Source organism: Enterococcus sp. FZMF (assembly GCF_030263915.1).
Classification (GTDB): domain Bacteria; phylum Bacillota; class Bacilli; order Lactobacillales; family Enterococcaceae; genus Enterococcus_D; species Enterococcus_D casseliflavus.
Window position 1 is genome coordinate 140,540 of record NZ_CP127160.1, and the last position, 24,332, is coordinate 164,871.

The 24,332-nt window shown below is 45.5% G+C and carries 19 protein-coding genes; 15 read left to right on the plus strand and 4 right to left on the minus strand.

Going from position 1 to position 24,332, the window contains the following annotated elements; genetic code table 11:
- The 12 genes from flgL (at position 1) to QN079_RS00735 (ending at position 15,195) form a co-directional block, all read left to right on the plus strand.
- The gene (gene flgL / locus QN079_RS00680; protein WP_289230219.1) at positions 1 to 921 is read left to right on the plus strand and encodes a flagellar hook-associated protein FlgL; all 921 of its coding nucleotides are present in this window, start codon (positions 1 to 3) and stop codon (positions 919 to 921) included.
- A gap of 136 nt (positions 922 to 1,057) precedes the next feature.
- On the plus strand, positions 1,058 to 2,143 hold the full coding sequence (locus tag QN079_RS00685) for a flagellin N-terminal helical domain-containing protein (RefSeq protein WP_289230220.1): 1,086 nt from the start codon (positions 1,058 to 1,060) through the stop codon (positions 2,141 to 2,143).
- 102 nt (positions 2,144 to 2,245) lie between these two features.
- A complete protein-coding gene (locus tag QN079_RS00690) occupies positions 2,246 to 2,659 on the plus strand; it encodes a flagellar protein FlaG (RefSeq protein ID WP_289230221.1) in 414 nt (137 codons plus the stop codon).
- 4 nt (positions 2,660 to 2,663) lie between these two features.
- Positions 2,664 to 4,085, plus strand: a complete 1,422-nt coding sequence (fliD, locus tag QN079_RS00695; RefSeq protein ID WP_353957178.1) for a flagellar filament capping protein FliD — start codon at positions 2,664 to 2,666, stop codon at positions 4,083 to 4,085.
- A gap of 74 nt (positions 4,086 to 4,159) precedes the next feature.
- On the plus strand, positions 4,160 to 4,489 hold the full coding sequence (locus QN079_RS00700) for a hypothetical protein (protein WP_289230223.1): 330 nt from the start codon (positions 4,160 to 4,162) through the stop codon (positions 4,487 to 4,489).
- 13 nt (positions 4,490 to 4,502) lie between these two features.
- Positions 4,503 to 4,871, plus strand: coding sequence for a flagellar export chaperone FliS (gene fliS, locus QN079_RS00705; RefSeq protein ID WP_289230224.1), 369 nt, complete (start codon positions 4,503 to 4,505; stop codon positions 4,869 to 4,871).
- A 165-nt stretch (positions 4,872 to 5,036) separates the two neighbouring features.
- Positions 5,037 to 6,788: a glycosyltransferase family protein gene (locus QN079_RS00710; RefSeq protein WP_289230225.1), complete on the plus strand. Its 1,752-nt coding sequence runs from the start codon at positions 5,037 to 5,039 to the stop codon at positions 6,786 to 6,788.
- 166 nt (positions 6,789 to 6,954) lie between these two features.
- Positions 6,955 to 7,395, plus strand: coding sequence for a MarR family winged helix-turn-helix transcriptional regulator (locus tag QN079_RS00715; RefSeq protein ID WP_289230226.1), 441 nt, complete (start codon positions 6,955 to 6,957; stop codon positions 7,393 to 7,395).
- A complete protein-coding gene (locus QN079_RS00720) occupies positions 7,392 to 9,134 on the plus strand; it encodes an ABC transporter ATP-binding protein (protein WP_289230227.1) in 1,743 nt (580 codons plus the stop codon). Before QN079_RS00715 ends, QN079_RS00720 begins: the two co-directional genes overlap by 4 nt.
- A complete protein-coding gene (locus QN079_RS00725) occupies positions 9,100 to 10,866 on the plus strand; it encodes an ABC transporter ATP-binding protein (protein ID WP_289230228.1) in 1,767 nt (588 codons plus the stop codon). Before QN079_RS00720 ends, QN079_RS00725 begins: the two co-directional genes overlap by 35 nt.
- Positions 10,867 to 11,033: 167 nt before the next feature.
- Complete coding sequence (locus QN079_RS00730; protein ID WP_289230229.1) at positions 11,034 to 12,470, plus strand: glycoside hydrolase family 1 protein; 1,437 nt, start codon at positions 11,034 to 11,036, stop codon at positions 12,468 to 12,470.
- 262 nt (positions 12,471 to 12,732) lie between these two features.
- Positions 12,733 to 15,195: a heavy metal translocating P-type ATPase gene (locus tag QN079_RS00735; RefSeq protein ID WP_289230230.1), complete on the plus strand. Its 2,463-nt coding sequence runs from the start codon at positions 12,733 to 12,735 to the stop codon at positions 15,193 to 15,195.
- A gap of 73 nt (positions 15,196 to 15,268) precedes the next feature.
- On the opposite strand, the gene QN079_RS00740 is transcribed toward QN079_RS00735, so the two are convergent.
- Both QN079_RS00740 and celB read right to left on the minus strand, forming a co-directional pair.
- Positions 15,269 to 15,985 carry a GntR family transcriptional regulator gene (locus QN079_RS00740; RefSeq protein WP_005226669.1) on the minus strand — a complete coding sequence of 239 codons (717 nt, stop codon included), beginning with the start codon at positions 15,983 to 15,985 and terminating at the stop codon, positions 15,269 to 15,271.
- 108 nt (positions 15,986 to 16,093) lie between these two features.
- Positions 16,094 to 17,365: a PTS cellobiose transporter subunit IIC gene (celB, locus tag QN079_RS00745; protein WP_005226670.1), complete on the minus strand. Its 1,272-nt coding sequence runs from the start codon at positions 17,363 to 17,365 to the stop codon at positions 16,094 to 16,096.
- A 159-nt stretch (positions 17,366 to 17,524) separates the two neighbouring features.
- Here celB and gmuD point away from each other — a divergent pair, with 159 nt between their 5' ends.
- The 3 genes from gmuD to QN079_RS00760 all read left to right on the plus strand — a co-directional run bounded on the left by gmuD (position 17,525) and on the right by QN079_RS00760 (position 21,372).
- Positions 17,525 to 18,913, plus strand: coding sequence for a 6-phospho-beta-glucosidase GmuD (gmuD, locus tag QN079_RS00750; RefSeq protein ID WP_375847458.1), 1,389 nt, complete (start codon positions 17,525 to 17,527; stop codon positions 18,911 to 18,913).
- Positions 18,914 to 19,159: 246 nt separating this feature from the next.
- On the plus strand, positions 19,160 to 20,440 hold the full coding sequence (locus QN079_RS00755; protein WP_005232725.1) for a PTS sugar transporter subunit IIC: 1,281 nt from the start codon (positions 19,160 to 19,162) through the stop codon (positions 20,438 to 20,440).
- Positions 20,441 to 20,631: 191 nt separating this feature from the next.
- Positions 20,632 to 21,372 (plus strand): GntR family transcriptional regulator, encoded by a 741-nt coding sequence (locus tag QN079_RS00760; protein ID WP_289230231.1) that lies wholly within the window; start codon positions 20,632 to 20,634, stop codon positions 21,370 to 21,372.
- A gap of 74 nt (positions 21,373 to 21,446) precedes the next feature.
- Here the strand turns inward: QN079_RS00760 and uvrC are convergent, their stop codons facing one another.
- Entirely contained in the window at positions 21,447 to 23,237 is a 1,791-nt protein-coding gene (gene uvrC / locus QN079_RS00765) for an excinuclease ABC subunit UvrC (protein ID WP_289230232.1), read from the minus strand.
- A 231-nt stretch (positions 23,238 to 23,468) separates the two neighbouring features.
- On the minus strand, positions 23,469 to 24,320 hold the full coding sequence (locus tag QN079_RS00770) for a LysR substrate-binding domain-containing protein (RefSeq protein WP_289230233.1): 852 nt from the start codon (positions 24,318 to 24,320) through the stop codon (positions 23,469 to 23,471).
- Between the last annotated feature and the right edge of the window lie 12 nt (positions 24,321 to 24,332).

Here is a 24,332-nt window from a genome sequence, read left to right on the forward strand (position 1 = left end):
ATGCGTATTTCCAATTCAATCACCTACAATGATTTTTTACGAAATCTAGGCACCCACGCCTCCAAAGTCCAATCCACGTTGAATCAGCTATCGAGCTTAAAAGAAGTCAGCAAGTCCTCGGATAATCCGCTGCTGGTTTCAAAAATCATGGATCTCAATGTGTCGTTAAATCAAAACAAAACTTACAACAATACGATCAAAGACAGTATTTCTTGGACAAAAGCCCAAGATTCTGCTTTAGAAAGCGTCAGTACTTCGATGCTGCGGATTCGCTCGTTGGTTCAATCTTCTGCCAATGCGACAGCTGGCAGTGAGGAATTAGGGGCAAATCGTTCAGAGATCGAGCAAGAGATCGAAGGCATCGTTGAATCATTAAGCACCAACTTTGATGGCCGCTATCTATTTAGCGGAACGAATACGACGACGGCGCCTTTTGAGATCGTCAAAGAAAATGACGCCATCGTCGGTATCAAATACAATGGCACCAGCGAAGACTTGCCGCGAGAAATCGCAAATGGGGTCTCAGTGGATCTGTTAGCCAGCGGTGATCATCTGATGAACGAGACGGGCACAGCTGCGGATCCCCAAAATTTAAGCACCTATTTCAATGATTTGTTGTCTGCATTGCGCAGTGATGATAAAGATGCCTTAGGGGGCGAGCTTTTAACCGCTCATGACCAGCATGCCACTAATGTGGTGAATGTACGGGCGCAGATCGGCACCCTCTACAATCGCTTGGAGGCGGCAGCTGATCGAAATGAGACGGAAAAGCTGAACTTGACCGAAACACTGTCCAACAAACAAGACGTCGATATTGCGGAAAAGTATATGGAATATCAAAATCAAATGACTGCCTACCGTTCAACATTAGCGATGGGAACAAAGATCATGCAGATGTCCATTCTAGATTATTTAAATTAACCCAAAAACTTTTGTTCTTTGCTGAGAGCAAAAGTTTTTTATTTTTTTTAGAAAAAAGGCTTAACCCTGAACGGTTTCTTCCGATAAATAGTAGCAGAGGGAAACCTTAGCGAATAAAAATTAGGAGGAACTACACATGAGAATCAATACAAACGTTTCAGCATTGAATACTTACTCACGCCTAACGGCAGCAAATGCTTCTAAAAGCAATTCTTTGTCTAAATTATCTTCAGGCTTACGCATCAACAAAGCTGGGGACGACGCAGCTGGCTTAGCAATTTCTGAAAAAATGAAAGGCCAAATCGGCGGTTTGTCACAAGCAAAAAGCAATGCACAAGATGGTATTTCATTGATCCAAACAGCAGAAGGTGCATTAAATGAAACCCACAGCATCTTAGGCCGTATGCGTGATCTTGCGGTTCAAAGTTCAAACGGTACGTTAAGTGATGACGACCGCAGTGCGATCAACAAAGAATACACTGCATTGTCTGATGAAATCGACCGTATCAGCAATACCACTGAATTCAATACAAAAAAATTGTTAACTGGTGAAGGCGATGATGCGAAATCATTCACTTTCCAAATCGGTGCCAATGCAAACCAAACAATGAGCGTTTCAATCAAAAACATGAGCTCATCTGCCTTGGAAGTAAAAGGCTTAGATTTAACACAAGCCATTGACATAAGCGATGCCAAAGCTGTTGCTGCAGTAAAAGTTAAAGCAGTAGCGACTGCCTTCGAAGCAGATACTACAACAAAATATGCACCGAACGGCTCAGTTGATGCGGTAGCAGGTAGAACAGTTGCTGAATTAAAAACAGCCATCGTAACAGCTGGGGATGATACAGCAAAAGCAACAGCTCAAAAAACATACGATGATGCTTTAGCAACATTTACCGCTTCTGATGAAGGCAAAGCAGCAGCAGCGGCAACTGTCAGCGTTGAAAACAACCCAATCACGAAAATCGATAAAGCGATCAAAGCAGTTTCTGCACAACGTGCGGATCTTGGTGCGGCGCAAAACCGTCTAGAACACACAATCAACAACTTAGGGACAACGCAAGAAAACCTATCTGAAGCAAACTCACGTATCCGTGACGTTGATATGGCGCAAGAAATGATGAGCTTTACGAAGAGCAACATCCTTTCTCAAGCAGCAACTTCAATGTTGGCACAAGCAAACTCAATGCCTAACAGCGTATTGAGCTTGTTACAAGGATAATTTTTGATCAAGTGAACCACTGACACAAGGACTGCCTAGGGGAAGCGCAGTTCTTGTGTTTTACATAGCAGCACAAAAACGCTTAGAAATGAGGAAGCTCTGATGGATATTCAGCCAATGTCAGGAATACACCCGATCGAAGCCGTTGCGTCGGTCGCCAAAGCACGTCCGATCGAATCCCTAGATCAAGAGACCGCCAACCTTCAGCCACAACACCAAGAGGGGAAACTGGCGGAGAAAAAGGAACAGACAGTGGCCACTGAACCGCCGATCCACTATTTTTCAGTAGCCGATCAGCACAAGATCGCAGCCTCCGTGGAGGAAGTGAATCAGCGACTAATTGGCAAAGATATGAAATTGGCTTATGAAGTACATGAGCGCACAGGGCGTACGATGGTGCGTTTAGTGGATATGCAGACCAACGAAGTGATCAAAGAGATCCCGCCCGCCAACATGCTAGATGTGATTGGGAAAATATGGGATGACATGGGCATCGCTGTCGATCGAAAGGGATGAAAACATGGCAAGTGTAACCAGCAGTTCAGGAATCAGTACAACGCTAGGGAGTTATTCTGGCGTGACTTCAGAAGATATTGAAAAATTATTGGCGGCAGATGCGATCAACAAGACCCGCGCTGAGAATAAAATCACGTCGCTTAAAGCACAAAAAACGGCATGGAGTGATATCAGCACTCGCTTGACTAACTTTTTGTCAAAAGTCGATGCATTACAAAAAGATGATGCTTATCAAACGAAAAAAGCAACGACCACCAATAGCAGCATCGCTTCAATTGCAGGAACAACGGAAGCTCCAGAAGGCACCTATGATCTAAAAGTCAACCAACTAGCAACAGCCACGAAGGTGACGGGGAGTCAAGTAGCTCAAAGCAGCAAAACGGCCCTAAATGTCAGTGGTCAGCTGTCATTGACCAGTTCGGAAGTCGATGAAGATGGCAAACCGATCACTGCTTCGATCGAGATCACGGCCGAAGACAGCTTAAAAGATGTGGCAGCCAAGATCAATAGCCAAAGCAAGACGACCTTCGTCGCGGCGAGCATCATGGATAACTGTTTGATTTTAACGAATACCAAAATGGGCGACAAAAATTTCTTGATCGATGGCAATGCCGCCGAAGGGTTAGGGATCGGCTCAACTGCGACAACGACGCAAGGCCAACCGGCTATTTTTGAACTAGACGGCATGAAGATCACTCGCGACAGCAACAGTGTGACAGATGTTATCGATGGTGTCACGCTGACGTTAGCTAAAAAAAGCGAGGAGCATGTGACGCTTTCTTTAGCCAATGATACCTCGCAAGTCGTTGATGCAGTGCAAGGATTAGTGGATCAATACAATAGCTTGATGAGTTTTATCGGCGACAATTTGACCGTGGGAGATCCTAGTAGTGAAAACAACAAGACGGGGACCTTGGTGGGAGACAGTGCGTTGACCCGTCTACAGACCCAATTGCGAAATTTGATCACCATTCCAGCCGTCAGCGGCTCAAAGCTGACCGCCAATAAGCTAGGCATATCCACCGTTGATAATGATGGTACATTGGGACTGGATACGACAAAGTTAAAAAAAGCCTTAGCGGAAGATCCCGCTGCTGTGAAGTCTTTCTTTTATGCAAGTACGAAAACCAAAGAAGCTGATGGCACTGCGAGTACGAAAGAGACTGGCTATACACTAGCCCTAAAAGAATTAGCCAACAGCTATGTCGTCAATACTTCAGCCAATAAAGGGATCATTGCCACCAAATCTGCGACCTATGACAGTACCATCAAGGATTTAAACAAGCAGATCACACGGTTTGATGATATTTTGGCAATGAAAAAAGAGCGTTACATCACAATGTTTACCAAGTTAGACTCCGTGATGATGGAGGCTGAAAATCAGCTGAGCTACCTAAGCAATCAGTTTGCCAATACGTCAAACTAGGCAGAATAGCCGACTAAAGCAGTCATTTTTTCATTCGCATAAGAAACCCTCGTCAACATGAAAGGAAACAACCTATGGAGCCACACGTATCGTTAGATGAACGTTTGAATCAGATCTTAACTGGTTTTGCCCAATGGCGCGGCGACAGCGAAGAAGCCAGTCGTTTGATGGCAGCCAATGCAGCGGTCATAGCAGCCATGCAAGCAGAAGCACAGAGCCATAGTCCACAAACCAGTGTATTGGCGCAACAAGTGATCCAAGCGTATCAAGCGTTCTTAGACCAGGTCAAAACCCAGCAGCAAGAGATCAAACAAGAACTGGGGCGTTTGAACCGCAAAAACAATCTTGTCAAAACGTATTTGCAGCAAGAAGACAGTGCCGCCTTCGTCGAATTTGATTTATAGTGAGGAAAAAAAGATGAATTATCAAAAAGTTCAAAACAACTATTTGCAGAACCAAGTAATGAGTGCCACCCCCAACAAACTGATTGAAATGCTGTTGCAAGCAGCGATCAAAAATATCAAATTAGCAGTGATCGCATTGGAAAAAGAAGATTTGAGCCAAGCTCATCAGCAATTTGTCAAGGCGCAGAATATTTTATTGGAATTACGGGTCTCTTTAGACCGTGAGCAAGGTGGCGCTATTGCAGAAGATCTCGATTCTCTGTATGGCTATATGTACGATCAGCTAGTCAGTGCCAATGTCCAAAAAGAGGCAGCCCCTGCAGAAACGGTCGTCCCGCTTTTAAGCGAACTACTGGAAAGCTGGCAAACGATCACCCAATAAATTTGAGAAAAAGCACAGAAACGACCACCTAAAACCTAGAAAAGTTTAGTAATTGGTTAAATTTTTACCATGTATCCCTTTTCACTAAGCTTTCTTTTTCCCCTCCTCGTCCCTATCTGGTACTCTTTTTATGAGCGTACCGAAAAGGTGCAAGGAGGTTTTTTTTTGAAACAAAAAATAGTACAAAAGCCGCTTTTCTGGCAAGTGGTGATTCTGATTGCAATGAGTGGTGTTTTTTTATTACCGCAGATCTTAGGCCAAGGCATGATTTTGGGCTCTGATGTGGTCTTTCACTTCAATCGTTTTTATGAGACCAGCCAGCAGATCAAAGAGGGCAATTTTCAATATTTTCTTTCTATCTACGGGTTTCAGCAATCTGCTCGTATCGTCAATGCATTATACGGGCCCTTTTTTGCCTATTTCCAAGGATTGCTGGTCTTGCTGAGTCCTTCGTGGTTTTCCTACCAGCTGCTCGCCAACGGGCTGCTCTATTTGTTAGCAGGGTTTTCGATGTTTGGCTTATTAAAGAAATTACGAGTCAATGGTTGGCTGTCAGTGGGGATGAGCGTCCTGTTTATGGCGACCTATTCTGTCCAGTATTGGATTGAGCGGCAGGGCTTTTCTGCTTGGGGGGCGGCTGTGCTGCCACTGTGCCTGATCCCACTGATCGCACTAGGGGAACATAAACGGTTACGGCCTTTTGCGGTAGGGGTTTCCGTGGCGGTCTTATTTCAAATCCATGTGTTTTCAAGCATCTTGTTAGTGTTCTTATACGTACCCTTTTTCTTACGCGCCTTTTTTGTTGGGACTTCTGGCGAAGAAAAACGACAATTGGTGCTGCGCTTAGCAGGAGCGATCGGGATCTTCTTGCTACTGACCGCCAATATTTGGTTAGGGATGTTGGATCTTTATACGAGTAACACGTTGATCGCGCCTTTTGTGAATCGCAACATGCAGAACAATACCATTACTGGAACCAGCAGCTATTGGTGGACGACTCCGTACCTGCTGCCCATCTTATGTGCTTTGTTCTTTTGCGGTGCGATCCGTGTATGGCCGCGTCTATCTGGCGGCTTCAAATTAATGACGGCAGCTGCAGCAGTCTTTTTCGTTTTATCATCGAACGCTGTTCCTTGGCAATGGCTAGGCAGTCTGGACAATGGTGTGATCAATTTACTGCAATTTCCTTTTCGGTTCTTTGTTCCTGCCACGATTTTGATCTTAGTCGGTTTGTGCCTGATAGTTCCTTATTATCGGGGCAAGCCATTGGCAAATCCGCGTTGGTTCGTCCTCGTTTTAGTCTTGAGTGTTGGTCAAATCCTGATCCAAAACACGGTCAAAATGCAGGACTGGCACTCCGATGAAGCTGCGGTTTCACTGCGAAACCACACCTATCTGTCGGCGGAATCTGAAGCGCAATTGAAGGAAGCCTATTTTAGTAAAGACAAGTCCTTAGCATTAGCGCTGTATCAACGTTCTACGCCAGATTATCTGCCCCTCTATCAAGAGACCAAGAAGAACAAGTACAATTTGTACGGGGAAGAAATCATTGAAAAGAATGATACCGTGGCAAAAACCGTAGAAAACGGGAAGCTTACTTTACGTTGGCAAGGTGATCAAGGGACGTGGAAGGCGTTACCGATCATCAATTACCGATATACTGAATTGACCCTCAATCAGCAGCCACTAACTGAAAAAGATGTCTCTTTGAGTGCCATTGGTGCCGTTTCTGTCCAACAGCAAGCAGGGGAGAATGTCTTAGTCGTTGATTACGACGCACCTTGGTTTTTCGACGGAGCTTTATGGCTGACGATCATTTCTTGGCTCGCTTTACTCATCGGCTTTATCAGCTGGAAAACCAGACAGCTGTACCGTCGTCGTAAGGTCGTACAAGCTTTATTGAAAGAATCTGAATAAAATGAATCAGAAAAGAACTTCAGCGAGAGGGCTGAAGTTCTTTTTTTGCTGATCAACAACAGTGTACCTGTTGCTTTTCGTCAGAAACAATAATCGTTGCGCACGCAACGATTATTCCTTATAATAGATTAGACACTTTGAAGAACTAAGAAAGGCAGGAGTGCTCATGGAAGCCATTATCCGCTCAATCAATCATATTGCCCGTCTCGCCATCCTTTATCGGGAAAAAGAATTGAAAAAATTTGGTTTAGGTGGGATGCATCATACCTATATCTTAAACATTTGCCGCCAACCGGGGATCAGTCAAGAAGCCTTAGCCAAGAAGATTTTTGTGAATAAAAGCAATGTTGCCCGTCAACTAGCAATCCTAGAAGAACGAGGATTTGTCACTAGAACCAGCAGTCCCACCGACAAACGACAATTACTGGTTTATCCAACCGAAAAAGCACTCGCCGTCCAACCAGCGATCCAACAGCTGCTTCAAAGCTGGAATGAACAAGTCGTAGCAGGTTTTTCTGCTGCCCAACAGCAGCAGTTGATCGCCGATCTGGAAATCGTCAAAGAAAATTCCCAGCGGCTTTTAGCGAAAGATGAGGCGATGGAATGAATCTTTTGACTCAATATTTAAAACCCTATATCGGCCGCATCTCCCTTGGCGTCAGTATCAAATTCTTCGGCTCCCTGATGGACTTGCTATTGCCTTGGATTTTGGCGTACATCATCGATTCTGTGATCCCCACGAAGCAGGTATCTGCGATTTTTGCTTGGGGTGGGGCGATGGTGGTCTGCTCCATCATCGCAGTCGTCACCAATATCATCGCCAATCGGATGGCCTCCAGTGTTGCTCGCGATACCACTGGTAGTATACGCCATGATTTATTTGAAAAAGTTTCCTATCTGTCGATTCCGCAAGTCGAAGAAGTCGGGATCCCTTCTTTGGTGTCTCGCTTGACGACAGACACTTACAACATCCATCAAACGGTAGGCATGATCCAACGGATGGGGATTCGTGCCCCGATTCTATTATTAGGAGGGATCATGATCACTGCCACATTAGATCCCGTGTTGACGCTGGTCTTAGTGGGCGTCTTGCCCTTCACTTTAGTGGCGGCAGTCACGATCTCGAAACGGGGGATCCCCTTGTTTGCCTCATTACAAAAGCAAGTGGATGTGTTGGTGCGAACTGTCCGTGAAAATGTGACTGGGGCTCGGGTGATCAAGGCCTTGTCCAAAGCAGATTACGAGAAAAAGCGCTTTGACCACGTCAATCAAGACGTAGTAGCTGCGGAAACCACCGCTAATCGAACGATGGCTGCGACACCGCCCCTGATGGATCTATTTTTGAATATCGGACTGACGCTAGTGATCGTCGTCAGTGCCTTTCGCGTCAATCAAGGATTGACCCAACCAGGCGTCATCATCGCCTTTTTGACCTATTTTACGATCATTTTGAATGCCATGCTCAGTATCACGCGCATCTTTGTGATCGTGTCGAAGGGGCTGGCTTCTGCCGATCGGATCCAATCCGTCTTGCGCCTGCCGCAAAATATGCAAGTCATTGAGGCGCCTGTCAAAGAAGAGTCTGCGCATATCGTTTTTGAAAAAGTTTCCTTCACCTATCCTAACGGTACCCAGGTGCTGAAAGACATCGATTTTTCCTTGCAGCCGGGAGAAACCTTAGGGATCATCGGTGCGACTGGTAGTGGAAAATCAACGATCGTCAAACTACTGCTGCGACTCTATGACCCAACGAAGGGCATGATTCGCATCGCTGGTCTCGACATTCGCTCCATCGATCCGACGGAGCTGCATCAGTTATTCGGTGTCGTCTTACAAAAAGACGTGCTTTTTGCGGAAACGATCGAAGAAAATATCGCCTTTGGCCGGCGGTTTTCCAAAGAGCAGATCGAAGAAGCGGCGGCTCGCGCCCAAGCCAAGGAGTTTATCAATCAACTACCCAAGCGCTTAGCTCATCCACTGCATGCTAAAGGCAGCAATTTAAGCGGGGGTCAAAAGCAGCGGGTCTTGTTATCGCGGGCATTGGCGGGGGATCCAGAGATTTTGATTTTGGATGATTCTGCCAGTGCGCTGGATTATCGGACCGACGCTCAGTTGCGCAAGGTCCTAAGACAGCAGTTTCAACAGACGACGACGGTCTTGATCGCGCAGCGGATCAGCTCGATCCAGCATGCCGACAAAATTTTGGTACTGGAAAACGGGCAAATGAACGGCTTTGGCAGTCACCAAGAATTACTAGCAGAAAATGCGATCTACCAAGCCATTTATCAAGGTCAGACAGGAGGTGCCGACGATGCCGAAGAAAAAAACGGAAAAACCGCAGGATAGTAAGAAAACACTACGGCGTTTGTGGGGCTATCTTTACGAGTACAAAGGTCTCCTGCTGGCAGCCGCTGTATTGATGATGGCCAGCAACATCTTCGCCTTGGTGGGCCCGTTGCTTTCAGGGTACGCCATTGATGCCATTCAACCGGGTCCCGGCAAGGTCATTTTTGACCGAGTCTTCTTTTATTGTGGGCTGATGCTGCTGTTTTATCTTGCGTCTTCCCTTCTTAGTTATCTGATCTCGCTCATGATGATCCGCTTGAGTCAGCGGGTGGTGGCAGCGATGCGCAAGGCGATTTTTGATAAAATCACCGAACTGCCGGTGGGGTATTTTGACCGAGTCGCCACTGGGGATATCATCAGCCGCATCAGTTATGATGTCGATACCATCAATACGTCATTGGCCAGCGATGCCATTCAAGTCCTCAGCAGTCTTGTGACGATCATTGGTTCGTTTGTGATGATGGTTTTGATTTCGCCGCTGCTGGTGCTGATTTTTGTCGTAACGGTTCCCACTTCGATCTTTTTGACCCGCTTTTTGATGAGCAAATTTCAACCATTGTTTCGCCGTCGTTCTCGCAAATTAGGCGAACTGAACGGCTTTGTGGAAGAGATTATTTCTGGTCAGCAAACGATCAAGCTGTATAACCAAGAAGAAGCGATCATCAGCCGTTTTGACGAAAAAAACCAAGAAGCGGTGGATGCCTATTACAATGCCGAGTACTACGGCAGTATGACTGGTCCTTCCATCAACTTTATCAACAATCTGTCGTTGTCCTTGATCAGTATGTTTGGCGCCTTGCTGTTTTTGTTCGGTCATCTGACATTAGGGAATGTTTCTTCCTTTGTTCTTTACTCCAGAAAATTCTCAGGACCAATCAATGAGTTAGCCAACATCTTCAGCGATTTGCAATCAGCATTGGCGGCGGCAGAACGGATCTTCCGTTTGCTGGATGAAGAACCTGAAGTTTCTGATGTTCCTGGAGCCTACGAATACCACGAGGTGTCTGGTGATGTCGCCTTTGACCATGTGACCTTCGGCTATCAAGCACAGCAGCCCATCATCAAAGACCTTTCGCTACAAGTACCAGCTGGCAGCTTGGTCGCGATCGTCGGACCGACTGGAGCCGGGAAAACCACCATCGTGAACCTCTTGATGCGGTTTTATGACCCAGACCAAGGAGCGATTCGGTTAGACGGTAAAAATATCCGCCAAGCGACACGCCGCAGCCTACGGCAAAGCTATGCGATGGTGCTGCAAGATACCTGGTTGTTCACGGGAACGGTTTTCGACAATTTGGCCTACGGCAAGGCGAATGCGACGTTGGCAGAAGTCCAAGCTGCTGCACAAGCCGCCCATATCCATGACTTTATTATGAGCCTGCCAAAAGGCTATGATACTTTGATCTCTGAAGACGGAACCGGTATCTCACAAGGGCAAAAACAGCTGTTGACGATTGCACGAGCAATGCTGTTGGATGCCGATCTGTTGATTCTTGATGAAGCCACATCGAATGTCGACACACAAACAGAGCTGCTGATCCAAGCAGCGATGACCAAATTGATGAAAGGCAAAACCTCCTTTGTGATCGCCCATCGCTTGTCCACGATTCGACATGCCGATACGATCCTCGTGGTGGAACAGGGGAATATCGTAGAGCAAGGGACCCACGAAGAGTTATTAGCCAAAGAGGGGCGTTACGCCGCACTCTATCAGGCACAATTTGATGCATGATCCATAGCTAGTCCACATCCTTGCAAGGAGAACGCCACTGCTTGCAAGGATGTTTTTTGCGTGCCATCGGCTTTCTTGGCATAGGTACAAAATCTTCTTATGACAAATCAGGCAATTATCGGTATACTTAAGAAAGGGGTATCATCAAACAGAAAGAAGGGAAACAATTGGATCATAAACAACTAAAAGAATTCCCCAATGATTTTTTATGGGGTTCAGCATCAGCAGCCTATCAAGTAGAAGGCGCATGGCAAGAAGACGGCAAAGGCACTTCGGTTTGGGACGATTTTGTCCGCATTCCAGGAAAAACCTTTAAAGCAACTAACGGAGATGTCGCAGTCGACCATTACCACCGCTTCAAAGAAGATGTTGCCTTGATGAAAGAACAAGGATTGAAAACCTATCGTTTTTCCATTGCTTGGACACGGATTTTTCCAGAAGGACGAGGAGAAGTCAATCAAGCAGGGTTAGACTTTTATTTAGCATTGATCGATGAACTGATAAAAGCAGGGATCGAACCGATGGTGACCTTGTACCATTGGGATCTGCCACGAGCTTTGCAAGAAGAATACGGTGGCTGGGAATCTCGCAAAATCATTGAAGATTTCACCAACTATGCGGCCGTATTGTTTGAAGCCTTTCGCGGCAAAGTCCACTATTGGGTCAGCTTGAATGAACAAAATATCTTTACTTCTTTAGGTTATCTTTTAGCTGCCCATCCACCAGGAGTGACCGATCCTAAACGGATGTATGAAGTCAATCATATCGCTAACTTGGCGAATGCTTCGGTGATCAACAAGTTCCATGAGATGAAAATCCCAGGGAAAATCGGACCAAGTTTCGCCTACTCACCAAACTACCCAATCAACAGCGACCCGAAAAATATTTTGGCAGCTGAAAACGCGGAAGACTTGATGGCGCATTATTGGTTAGACGTCTATCTATGGGGCGAATACCCGATTGCGGCAATGAATTACTTGAAAGAGCAAGGGATCGCACCAACGATTGAACCAGGAGATATGGACTTGCTGCGTTCAGCAAAACCAGATTTCTTAGGGATCAACTATTACCAAACAGCAACAAATGCCTACAATCCATTAGATGGTGTCGGTGCGGGTAAAATGAACACCACTGGGAAAAAAGGCAGCTCCGAAGAAACCGGGACACCAGGAATGTTCAAAAAAGCCGAAAATCCATTTGTGGAACGGACGAATTGGGATTGGGAGATCGATCCTCAAGGGCTGCGGATCGCTTTACGACGAATCACTAGCCGTTATCGGGTGCCTGTGATCATTACAGAAAACGGACTTGGTGAATACGACAAACTAACCGACGATCATCAAATCCATGACCAATACCGCATCGATTATTTAGCAGGGCATGTCCATGCCATTAAAGAAGCGATCAGCGACGGCGCGGAAGTTCTTGGCTATTGCACCTGGTCCTTCACTGATTTGCTAAGCTGGTTGAACGGCTACCAAAAACGCTATGGCTTTGTCTATGTCGACCAAGATGAAACGCAAGAAGGATCTTTGGCACGCTACAAGAAAGACAGCTTCTACTGGTACCAAGAGCTGATCAAAACCAACGGGCAAGAGTGCTAGCCTCCTAAAACCAATACCTGAATAAGCGAAACGACCCCTGCAACGGCAGTGATCGTTTCTTAGAAAAAAGTACGTTCCACCGGTAGCGACCGCCCAAAGGTAGACCAAAAGTCTCGCGTTTTGGGCCGCTTCAAAGGAGAACGTCCTTTTTTTGAGTATTATCGTTGACAAGTGTAAACGATAATTGTAAAGTAGAAGAAGATTACAACTGTAAACATAAAAGGTTAATGGGTTTGCATAGCAAGCAAGGAGGAAGGAAACAATGATCGAAAAGAATTATGGGGTAAAAGGGATGACCTGTGCGTCTTGTTCCCAGACCGTCGAAAAAACAGTCAGCAAGCTGGCGGGGGTCGACCAAGCAGCTGTCAATTTGGCTACTGAAAAATTACATATTCGTTATGATGAGCAGCAGCTCACCGAAGAAACACTCGCTGCGGCCATCAAAGCAGCGGGCTATCAACTGATCGGCTCCCAAAGACAAGAGACCTTTGCCATCTCGGGCATGACCTGTGCGTCTTGTGCCCAAACAGTAGAAAAAGCTGTCCGAAAATTAGCGGGTGTGGAGCAAGCCTCCGTCAATCTGGCAACAGAAAAACTGACGGTCAGCTATCAACAAGATCAAGTGACCGCCGCGAAGATCGCAGCTGCCGTGAAAGAGGCGGGCTATGATGCACAGCTGCCGACCGCTTCTGCCGACAAGGCGGATTCAAAACAGGCAGAGATTCGTGCTTTATGGCAACGGTTTTGGCTTTCAGCGCTCTTTACGATCCCCTTGTTCTATTTGACGATGGGGGAAATGATCGGTTTGCCGATCCCTGGCTTTTTAGATCCGATGGCCTATCCAGTCAATTTCGTTACCACTCAATTGCTTTTGGTCTTACCGGTGATGGTCCTCGGTCGCGCCTTTTACATTGCTGGTTTCAAAGCGCTTTGGAAAGGCCATCCCAACATGGATTCCCTTGTCGCATTGGGAACCAGTGCTGCCTTCTTTTATAGTATTTATGGAACCGTGATGGTCTACCTGGGCACGACCCACTATGCGATGCACTTGTACTATGAAACGGCCGCCGTTATTTTGGCATTAGTTACTTTAGGAAAATACCTTGAGTCGGTCTCGAAGGGCAAAACCTCTGAAGCTATCAAGAAGTTGTTGGATCTCGCACCGAAAAAAGCCCGCGTGCTCCGCGGCAGCGGGAATCAAGCCGAAGAAGTCGAAGTGGGTATTGAAGAAGTCGCAGCTGGCGATATCTTAATCGTACGACCTGGTGAGAAGATTCCTGTGGATGGGATCGTTACCCAAGGCCGCTCTGCCATCGATGAATCAATGATTACTGGAGAAAGCTTACCTATCGAAAAACAAGTCGGTGATCGGGTGATCGGCGCCAGCATCAACAAAAACGGCTCGTTTCAATATGAAGCCACCAATGTGGGAGAAGATTCAACGTTAGCGCAAATCATTCAGTTAGTAGAAAATGCCCAAGGCTCCAAAGCGCCGATTGCCCGCATGGCTGACAAAGTTTCGGGTGTGTTTGTCCCGATCGTCATGGTCTTGGCGGTTTTTGCAGGACTTGCATGGTTTTTCTTAGGACAAGAAACCTGGATCTTCTCATTGACCATTACGATCTCTGTATTAGTGATTGCCTGTCCGTGTGCCTTAGGATTAGCGACACCGACCGCCATCATGGTGGGTGCGGGCAAAGGGGCAGAAAATGGCGTCTTGATCAAAAGCGGCGATGCGTTAGAAACAGCTAGAAACGTGACGACGATCGTTTTTGATAAAACCGGCACGATCACAGAAGGCAAACCAGTCGTAACCGATCTCCTGCCTGCAGGTAATCACACGCCGACGGAATTGCTGCAGCTGGCGGCTTCTGTTGAAAAAGGCTCAGAACATCCATTAGGCGAAGCCATTGTGATCGAAGCCCGCACGCAAGCCCTCGCCCTTCAAGAAGTTGACGGGTTTGAAGCGATCCCAGGGCATGGGATTCAAGGAACGATCGCTGGCAGTCCAGTCCTATTAGGCAACCAGAAATGGTTGGAAAAACAAAACGTTGCCATCGATGGCCTGATCGAGCAAGCCCAACAATTGGCTCACGAAGGGAAAACACCGATGTATGTTGCCACAGACGGCGAAGCGATCGGGATCATCGCTGTGGCAGATACTATCAAAGAAAGCAGTCGAAAAGCCATTGAACGGTTGCATCAAATGGGCTTGTACGTAGCAATGATCACGGGCGACAATGCCCGAACGGCCCAAGCCATCGCCAAACAAGTCGGTATCGATGAAGTGATCAGTGACGTCTTGCCAGAAGATAAAGCCGCCAAAGTAGCTGGCCTGCAAGCCAAAGGCCAAAAGGTTGCGATGGTAGGTGACGGGATCAATGATGCGCCCGCGTTAGCCCAAGCCGATGTAGGGATCGCGATCGGCTCTGGTACCGATGTCGCCATCGAATCGGCAGACATCGTACTGATGCGCAGCGATCTGATGGACGTCCCATCAGCGATCGAGTTAAGTCGGGCAACCATCAAAAACATCAAAGAAAATCTTTTCTGGGCTTTTGCTTATAACGTCTTAGGCATCCCTGTCGCAATGGGTGTGCTGCATCTTTTCGGTGGTCCCTTGCTCAATCCAATGATCGCTGGGGCGGCCATGAGCTTCAGCTCGGTATCCGTTTTATTAAATGCCTTGCGGCTGAAACGATTCCAACCCTCAGCGAAAAAGTAAACGAAGCAACGAATGCACCAACAAAAAGACCTGCCCACGGTTTCTGATGGAAGAAAATCGTGGGTAGGTCTTTTTAGTGCTGGACATCTAAATAAGAGTAGGCCCGCACGTCATAACGGTTGCGACTACGGGAAAATTCGATGGGTGAGCCATTTTTCTGATAGACGATCTGTTCGATCTCTAAGACCGGATCATCGGCTTTACAGTCCAAATACTGTTGATCGTACGCGGTACTTTTATCAGCGGCAATAGTGCGGTAGGCGCCAGCAAACTGGACCCCTAGTTCCTCTTTGACATAACGGTAGATAGAACTTTCTAAATGGCCACGAGTTAAATTGGGCACCAAATGGACGGGCATATAGGTATATTCTAAAATAAACGGTTGGTCTTCAAGAATCCGCAAGCGGACAATACTATAGATCGGTTGTTCTTCCGTTAACATCAACTTTTCTTGGATCGTTTGGTCAGGAAATTCGACTTGAAAATCGATGACCTGACTGACTAGCTTGCGGCCAGCTTTGCCCATTTCCGTTGACAAGCCTTCATAGACCGTTAAAGCAGTGGTGTCTTTTTTTAAGAATGGGTGGTTCAATATTTTTGTTCCAGCGCCCCGCTGAGAATAAACCAGTCCTTCCATGGCTAAAATACCGATGGCTTTTTTGACGGTCATCCGGCTGACTCCGAATTCCTCGACTAAATCAGTTTGATTCGGCAGTAAGCTGTCAGGCGGATACGTTTTGTTTTTGATACGTGTGCGTAAAATATTGGCAATTTCTTGGTATTTTGGCATCTGATCACCTCGCAAGAAGTATAGCTGAAAAAAGCGGTTTCGACAATCAAACCTTGGTTTTTTTATAAAAAGAACGGCTGACTGAAAAAATTCAGCCAGCCGTTGCGCTTAATCGATTGATGGTTCTGCTTGACGATCTAACACACGTAAGAATGGATACCAGATCAAGCCGACGATCACCACGTCAATGACTTGCAGCAAACCACCTAACCAAGAGTTGGTTGCTAAGACACCACTGAAGACCACTGGAACGGTCCAAGGAACAGAAACACCAGTTGGTGCAGGAACAAGTCCAGCCGCCATCACTAAGTAGTTGAAGGTCGTTACCACAAGAGGTGCTACGACCCAAGGAATCAGGATCGTCGCATTCAAGACGATCGGCATACCGAAGATGGCTGGTTCGTTAACGTTAAAGATCCCTGGTGCTAAAGCCAAACGACCCACATCGCGGTATTGTTTTTTCTTCAATACGAAAGCCATCAAGATAACAACGGCTAACGTCATACCAGAACCGCCTAATCCAACAGTAAAGGTTTCCATAAATGGTTTTGTGACGATATGCGGCAGTGCATCCCCATTTTGATACGCTTCTAAGTTGTCTAACATCAATGTATTCCAAATCGGGTCCATCACAGAGTTGACGATGATTTGACCATGTAGACCGAAGAACCAAAGGAATTGAACAAAGAACAAAGCCAATAGAGTTGCTGGCAAGCTGCTGCCTAGTCCAGTCAATGGTTTTTGGATCAATTCATAAACCAGGTCATGCAAGTTGGCATTGAAGACACCCGTCATGATGGCATTGATCACTAAAAATACCGTTAAGGTGATAATTGCTGGAATCAAAGCGGCAAAAGATTTAGAAACTGCTGGTGGTACCCCATCAGGCATTTTGATCTGCCAGCCGCGTTTTGTGATGCGGCAATAGATTTCAGCTGCCAAAAATGCTGCGATCATCCCGATAAACATCCCTTTTGCGCCGAGACGATCAAGAGACAGCACACCGGAGATCGTTTCGCCAGATTCAGTAGTCATAAAGAAAGGAGTCAAGATCAAAAAGCTGGCAAACGAAACGGCACCACCAAAAATCCCTTCCACATCATATGATTTTGATAAATAATAGCCAATACCGAAAGTAACGAAAACAGTCATGATACTCATTGTTGCATTTTGCCCATTGCCAAACAGTGTTCCTAATGTTCCTTTAGTGGCATCACTGAAGAAGGGCAGGTTGTTTAAAACGACCACGATCGATCCAAACATAGTGATTGGGAACGAAAGCATAAACGCGTCCCGCAAGACGGTCAGGTAGCGATTTTGTCCTAAGGCATTTGCCAAGGGCAAAATCTTTTCAGATAACTTGTCCATAAAACCATTCATTATTATTTCACTCCTTAGATTTCTTTTTGCAATCGATTACATTGATAATGTATCATGTTTTATTTTAAATGTCTATACATTTATTTTAAAAAAGATTGATTTTTGTAACTGCTTCCTTTATGATTAGGGCAGCAAAGAAAAAATGAGGAGTGAATGAAGATGGATTATCAATTTCCAGCAGGCTTTTGGTGGGGGTCAGCCGCTAGTGGCCCACAAACAGAAGGTGTATTTGAAGGCGATGGCAAAGGGGCAAGCATCTGGGATTACTGGTATCAGCAAGAACCAGAGAAATTTTTCAATAAGGTAGGTCCTGAAAAAACCTCGCAAGTCTACACACGCTATCAAGAAGATATTCAACTAATGAAAGAAACCGGCCATACGACGTTTCGGACGTCGATCCAATGGAGTCGTCTCTTCCCGCAAGGCAAAGGAGAAGTCAATCAAAAAGCCGTTGATTTTTACAACGCCTACATTGATGAGCTGATCGCCAATGGGATCGAACCTTTCATGAACCTTTACCACTTCGATATGCCGATGGCGCTGCAAGAAAAAGGCGGCTGGTTGAACCGAGAGACCGTGGATGCCTATGTCGCATTTGCGCAAACCTGCTTTACATTATTTGGTGATCGTGTCAAGAAATGGTTCACTCATAATGAACCGATTGTCCCTGTTGAAGGCGGCTATCTTTACCAATTCCATTATCCAAATGAGATCAACATGAAACATGCAGTCCAAGTTGGGTTCCACGAAACGTTGGCGAGTGCTAAAGCCATCAAAGTCTATCATGAGATGAACCTTGATGGGGAGATCGGCATCATCTTGAACTTGACGCCAAGCTATCCAAGAGATGAGAACGATCCAGAGGATGTCAAAGCAGCGCAAATCGCGGATGCCTTCTTTAATCGTTCTTTCTTAGACCCTGCGGTCAAAGGCACGTTCCCAGAAGAATTAGTGACCATCGTCAAGGAATTGGATATGGTACCGGCGATGGAAGCCGATGATTTACAAACGATTCGCGAAAATACGATCGACTTGTTGGGGATCAATTATTACCAACCTCGTCGTATCATGAAGAAAGAATCACCGATCGATGAAGCGAAAAGTCCAATGCCTGATGATTACTTTGATAACTATGATATGCCGAACAAGAAAATGAACCCGTATCGTGGATGGGAAATCTATGAAAAAGGGATCTATGATATTTTGACGAACACGCGAGAAAACTATGGCAATATCAAGTGCTACATTTCTGAAAATGGCATGGGTGTCGAAGGAGAAGAACGTTTCGTCAATGCTGATGGCGTGATCGAAGATGATTACCGCATCGAATTTGTCTCTGACCACTTGAAGTACGTCCACCAAGCGATCCAAGAAGGAACCAATTGTGTTGGCTACCATATGTGGACCTGCATGGACAACTGGTCATGGACCAATGCTTACAAGAACCGTTACGGATTTATCTCCGTTGACTTAGCAAATGATGCTAAACGAACGGTGAAAAAATCAGGTCGTTGGTTTAAAGAAGTTTCAGATAATAACGGCTTTTAATAACAATGAAAAAAGCAATGCTGTAGGAATCAGCATTGCTTTTTTGTGTAAAATCGCGGATTTTTTCTGGCTAATTTCAAAGGGGGGATTCTATTAAAAAACCACCTGTTTTTGCAAATGATAAGCTGGGTTAAATAAAAGCACAGTTTTGATAAAGAAAAGACTAGACATGGAAACGTTCTCGTGGTATTCTTTAGTAGAAATCGGTTTCATTATTTTGTTTAGGGTTTGAAAGGAGAAAAAACAATGGATAAATTTATTGGATTTATGGAGAAGCACTTTATTCCGATCGCTTCTAAAATAGGCTCTCAAAGACATCTAGTGGCCATTCGTGACGGATTTATCGTAACGATGCCGTTGATGATCTTAGGCTCTTTTGGGGTATTGATCAACAACTTACCAATCCCTGCCTATATTGATTTTATGAATGGCATTTTTGGTGAAGGAACATGGCAAGCCTTTGGGAACAACTTGTCAGCAGGTACTTTTTCAATACTTGGTCTGTTAATCGCTTTCACAGTAGCGTATAATTTAGCTAAAAGCTACAATCAAGACGCATTAGGTGCTGGGGCGATCTCAGTTGCAAGTTTCTTCGCATTAGGTGCAATGGCGACAGGCCCAGATGGTTTGTTAACAGCTGCCGGACTTGGTTCTCAAGGATTATTTTTAGCATTAATCGTATCGATCATTTCTACTGAGATCTTCCGTCGTCTAGCTGGCAACCCACGCTTAGTCATCAACATGCCTGATGGAGTACCACCAGCAGTTTCACGTTCATTTGCTGCATTATTTCCAGCAATGATCACCGTATCGATCTTTGCTTTGTTTACAGCAATTTTCCAAGCATTTGGTGTGACAAGTATCGTATTGTCCTTCTATGAATTGGTGCAACAACCATTCATGGGCTTGGCAAACTCTTACCCAGCTGCTTTGCTATTAGGTTTTATCTCTGCATTCTTATGGTTCTTTGGTTTACATGGTGCCAACATCATCGACCCGTTCATGCAAACGATCAATGTGCCTGCGATCGAAGCAAACGCACGAGCATTAGAAGCAGGAACAGATTTGCCTTATATCGTGAACAAACCATTCTTTGATTCTTTCGTGAACATCGGCGGAACAGGTGCGACACTAGGTCTTTTGATTGCGATCTTTTTAGTTGCTCGTCATCATAAAGCGTATATGACTGTCGCAAAACTATCCGTTGCACCAGGTGTGTTTATGATCAATGAACCAGTGATGTTTGGGTTACCAGTTGTCTTAAACCCAATCTTGTTCATCCCATATGTGTTGACCCCACTTGTTTTAGTAACGACTGCTTATTTTGCAACCGCAACTGGCTTAGTTCCTGCAAGTACCGTCATCGCACCATGGACGACGCCACCAATCATCGGCGGTATTTTGTCGACACAAAGTATTGCTGGCGGAATCTTGGCAGCTGTTAACTTGATCTTGTCAATCGTTATCTACTTGCCGTTCGTGAAAATGGCGCAAATTCAAGAAACACGCCGTTTAAAAAATGCGTAATGTCTGATCGAGTCGATTAGAAACAAGCGCCAAACGTAATAGACCTTATCCGGCCGCGATCAGAGTGCAATACCCCTTATCACACTGCTTCATTGGAAGGTGCAGTGGTGTGATGACACTCTTTTCGTTTGGCCGGTTCTTTTATCGTTTTTCAATCAATACAATACAACACACGTTTTGGAGGTGGCAAAATGCCCAAATATATGGAGATCGCAGATGTTCTGCGTAAAAGAATCAAGGACGGAACTTATCCGAAAGACAGTCTTTTACCTTATCAAACAGAGTTAGTGGAAGAGTTTGGCGTCAGCCGAATGACGATTAAAAATGCGGTGAATATCCTGATTATGGAAGGCTTGCTGCTGACAAAGCGCGGCTTAGGGACCAAAGTTTTGAATCATTCCTTTTGGGGCAAAGATACCTCATCGGTGACAGAATACAAAGGCCTGAGCTATCAGATGAAACAAGAAAAACGGACATTGACTAGCCAAGTCATCACCTTTGAAGTCTGTTTTCCTACAACAAGAATTCAAGAGATGCTTCAGATCACTGCCGAACAACCAATCTATCATGTGATCCGTTTGCGGATCTTAGAAGGCAATCCATACATACTCGAGCATTCCTTTATGCCGTTGGATCTGGTCAGCGGTTTGACGAAAGAGATCTTGGAAGAATCCGTCTATGACTATCTACTGCAAGATTTAGGCTACAAATTTGCTGGTGCTTATCGGACCTTTCAGGCTGCCAAAAGCGATGAATACGATCAAACCTATTTAGCGTGCCAAGCAGATGACCCAGTATTGGAATTAGAACAGATCATCTATTTAGAATCGGGACGTCCAGTGGACTATTCCTGCAGCCGCAATCGGTATGATGTTCGTGGCTATTCCATGTTAGACATGAAGCCTGACCTGTTACAGCACCGCAAAAAGTAATGGCTTACAAAATGCTTCTTTAACGAAAAAACGCTTCATAGCTACTGTTGGCTATGGAGCGTTTTTGTTTTGACTTAAGAAGTGGGTTGGTTTTGATCACCTAGTTTGGCTAAGATAGTTTCCGCAACGGCTTTGGGGATGCCAGCTTGCTGGATCTCTTCCACGGAAGCTGCTTGGATGTTTTTTAACGACTTGAAGGTTTTCATCAGCTGTTGCTTGCGTTTTGGTCCTAAGCCAGGAATTTCATCCAGTTTGGAAGAAAAGCTGTTTTTACTGCGCAGTTGGCGATGGAAGGTGATCGCAAAACGATGGACCTCATCTTGGATCCGTTGCAGCAAAAAGAATTCCACAGAATTGCGTTCCAGCTGGATCGGATCTAAAAATTCCCCGAAAATCAACTCGCTGGTTTTGTGTTTGTTGTTCTTCACTAAACCGGCAACGGGAATATCTAAACCTAGCTGGTTATACAGTACTTCTTGGGCGGCACCGACTTGGGCTTTTCCACCATCGATGATGATCAGATCAGGAAAAGGCAGGTTTTCTTTTAGGACACGAGAGTATCGGCGATAGATGACTTCTTGCATAGAGCCATAATCGTCGCCGCCTTGTGCAGTACGAATCTTATATTTCCGATAATCATCTTTAAACGGCTTCCCGTCGACAAAAACCACCATTGCAGACACCGGGTCGGTCCCCATGATGTGGGAGTTATCGAAAGCTTCGATCCGATAAGGTGTCGCAATCCCCATGGCTTCGCCTAGACGATCCACTGCACCGATCGTCCGTTCTTCGGTACGCTCGATCAACGCAAATTTTTGCGCTAAGGCAATGCGGGCATTTTTATTGGCCAAATCGACCAATTTCTTTTTGTCGCCTCGTTGGGGCTGCAGGACTTTGGTTTCCAGCAGCGCTTCTAATGGGGCAGCATCGACATTTTGCGGAACAAAGACTTCTTTGGGAATGAAGTGTTCATTCTTTTGGTAAAACTGGCCGACGAAGGTCAAGAAATCCTCATCCGCTTCATTGTAGAAAGGAAACAAAGAGACTTCTCGTTCGATCAGCTTTCCTTGACGGATAAAAAAGACTTGGACACACATCCAGCCTTTGTCGACACTGTAGCCAAAGACATCACGGTCCATCAGATCTGTCAGAGTCATTTTTTGTCGCGTCATGACGGTATCGATTGCTTGGATCTGATCCCGCAGCTCAGCCGCTCGTTCAAACTCTAACGTTTCAATGGCTTCGCACATCTTCTCTTTCAGGTCTTTCAAAATATCGACGTGACCGCCGTGGAAAAAGTGTTTGACTTGATCAACGATCTTCTGATAATCCTTGGGATCTACATTGTTGACATAAGGACAGACGCATTGACCCAAATGATAATAAAGACAAGGCCGCTTTTGAGAAGGACCGCATTTTCGCAATGGAAAGAGGCGATCCAGCACCCGTTTGGTTTCGTTGGCTGCTCGTGCATCAGGATAAGGGCCAAAATATAAAGCCCCGTCTTTTAAAACTTTACGAGTGATGATCAGACGCGGATAGCGCTCTTTGGTCACTTTAATAAAAGGATACGACCTGTCGTCCTTTAGCATGATATTGTATTTCGGTTTGTTTTTTTGAATCAAATTGATTTCCAGCAATAAGGCTTCCGTATTTGATTCGGTAACGACGTACTCAAAATCATTGATTTCTTGAACGAGCCGTTCGGTTTTCGTATCGTGACTGCCGGTAAAGTACGAACGGACACGATTTTTTAAAATTTTGGCTTTCCCAACATAGATGATTTTGTTATTTTTATCTTTCATTAAATAACAACCGGGTTGGTCAGGAAGCAGCGCTAATTTGTTCTTGATTTGTTCGTTCATTTCAAGATCCTTTCTTACTGGTTTGCTCACGAACCGCAAAAGTAGTCAAAGGGCGGTCTAAGATTCACCGAAAAGGGGAACATTAGAGCCCATAGCCAGTACTCTTCATTTTAGCACAAATTTCTTAAGAAACAATCAAACGGACCAGATCGGCAGCGAGGAAGCGTAATCGTAAGAAAAGGTTAAGAAATCCCACGAGGCGGTGGTTTCCTCCCTTAAAAACAAGTGAATTTATTTGCTTTCTGCTTGTGAGGAATCCTCTTGCGACCACTCCTGAATGAAGGTCCGCAATCCCTCGATGGCTGGTTCTGTGACGGCTTTGCGCTGGATGAGGTAAAATTGCCGCTCAAAATTTTTATCCAGCAGTTGATAGCCAATGCCGTAGGCGGCTCGCTTGGAAAGGATCGAACAGCCGAAGCCTTGTTTCAGTAAAGCGACGATCAATTCATTGCTGGCGATCTCAATGATCGGTCCTTGAATATTTTGTTCCTCTAGATAGCGCTTAGTGTAATAGTAGACACCAGAACTCGCTTCTCGGACGAGCCAAGGACCGACTTGGGGATCACCAGCTAAGACGAGCTGATCTTTCAAAATCGGGAAACGCAAAATACTCGGTGCAGATAAGGGTTTTTCAATGATCCCTAAATCTAGTTGATGTTGCTCAAGCGCTGTTAAGACTTCAGCGGAGTTCATCATCGATACCCGAAAACGCACCGTGGGAAAGGCGTTGTATAAAGCAATCATCAAGTCAGGCATCAAGGCCATCGCATAGGTATGAGAGATGCCTAGGGCACAGTGGCTTTGATGCTGCGTGTTGGTATGGATCTCGCTGGCGATCGTCGACCACTCATCCAATAAATTCAGTGCCTTTTCGTAAAGGTACTCTGCTTGGGGCGTGGCGATCACGTTTTTGCGACCATTGCGTAAAAAAAGCGGTGTATCCAGGTCTTGTTCCAACTGCTTGATCTGAGCAGAAACCGTGGGCTGCGAAATAAACAGCAATTCGGCAGCTTTCGAAAAATTTTTCGTTTCATAGACCATCTTGAAGGTCTCCAGTAATTTTAACATTGCAATCCCTTCCATTAGAAAATTCAA

Coding starts and splice junctions, on each gene's coding strand:
- QN079_RS00690 (WP_289230221.1), top strand. CDS start 2,246: ATGGATATTCAGCCAATGTCAGGAATACACCCGATCGAAGCCGTTGCG.
- QN079_RS00700 (WP_289230223.1), top strand. CDS start 4,160: ATGGAGCCACACGTATCGTTAGATGAACGTTTGAATCAGATCTTAACT.
- QN079_RS00735 (WP_289230230.1), top strand. CDS start 12,733: ATGATCGAAAAGAATTATGGGGTAAAAGGGATGACCTGTGCGTCTTGT.
- QN079_RS00760 (WP_289230231.1), top strand. CDS start 20,632: ATGCCCAAATATATGGAGATCGCAGATGTTCTGCGTAAAAGAATCAAG.
- QN079_RS00685 (WP_289230220.1), top strand. CDS start 1,058: ATGAGAATCAATACAAACGTTTCAGCATTGAATACTTACTCACGCCTA.
- QN079_RS00770 (WP_289230233.1), bottom strand. CDS start 24,320: ATGGAAGGGATTGCAATGTTAAAATTACTGGAGACCTTCAAGATGGTC.
- QN079_RS00720 (WP_289230227.1), top strand. CDS start 7,392: ATGAATCTTTTGACTCAATATTTAAAACCCTATATCGGCCGCATCTCC.
- uvrC (WP_289230232.1), bottom strand. CDS start 23,237: ATGAACGAACAAATCAAGAACAAATTAGCGCTGCTTCCTGACCAACCC.
- QN079_RS00725 (WP_289230228.1), top strand. CDS start 9,100: ATGCCGAAGAAAAAAACGGAAAAACCGCAGGATAGTAAGAAAACACTA.
- QN079_RS00740 (WP_005226669.1), bottom strand. CDS start 15,985: ATGCCAAAATACCAAGAAATTGCCAATATTTTACGCACACGTATCAAA.
- gmuD (WP_375847458.1), top strand. CDS start 17,525: ATGGATTATCAATTTCCAGCAGGCTTTTGGTGGGGGTCAGCCGCTAGT.
- QN079_RS00755 (WP_005232725.1), top strand. CDS start 19,160: ATGGATAAATTTATTGGATTTATGGAGAAGCACTTTATTCCGATCGCT.
- flgL (WP_289230219.1), top strand. CDS start 1: ATGCGTATTTCCAATTCAATCACCTACAATGATTTTTTACGAAATCTA.
- QN079_RS00715 (WP_289230226.1), top strand. CDS start 6,955: ATGGAAGCCATTATCCGCTCAATCAATCATATTGCCCGTCTCGCCATC.
- fliS (WP_289230224.1), top strand. CDS start 4,503: ATGAATTATCAAAAAGTTCAAAACAACTATTTGCAGAACCAAGTAATG.
- celB (WP_005226670.1), bottom strand. CDS start 17,365: ATGAATGGTTTTATGGACAAGTTATCTGAAAAGATTTTGCCCTTGGCA.
- fliD (WP_353957178.1), top strand. CDS start 2,664: ATGGCAAGTGTAACCAGCAGTTCAGGAATCAGTACAACGCTAGGGAGT.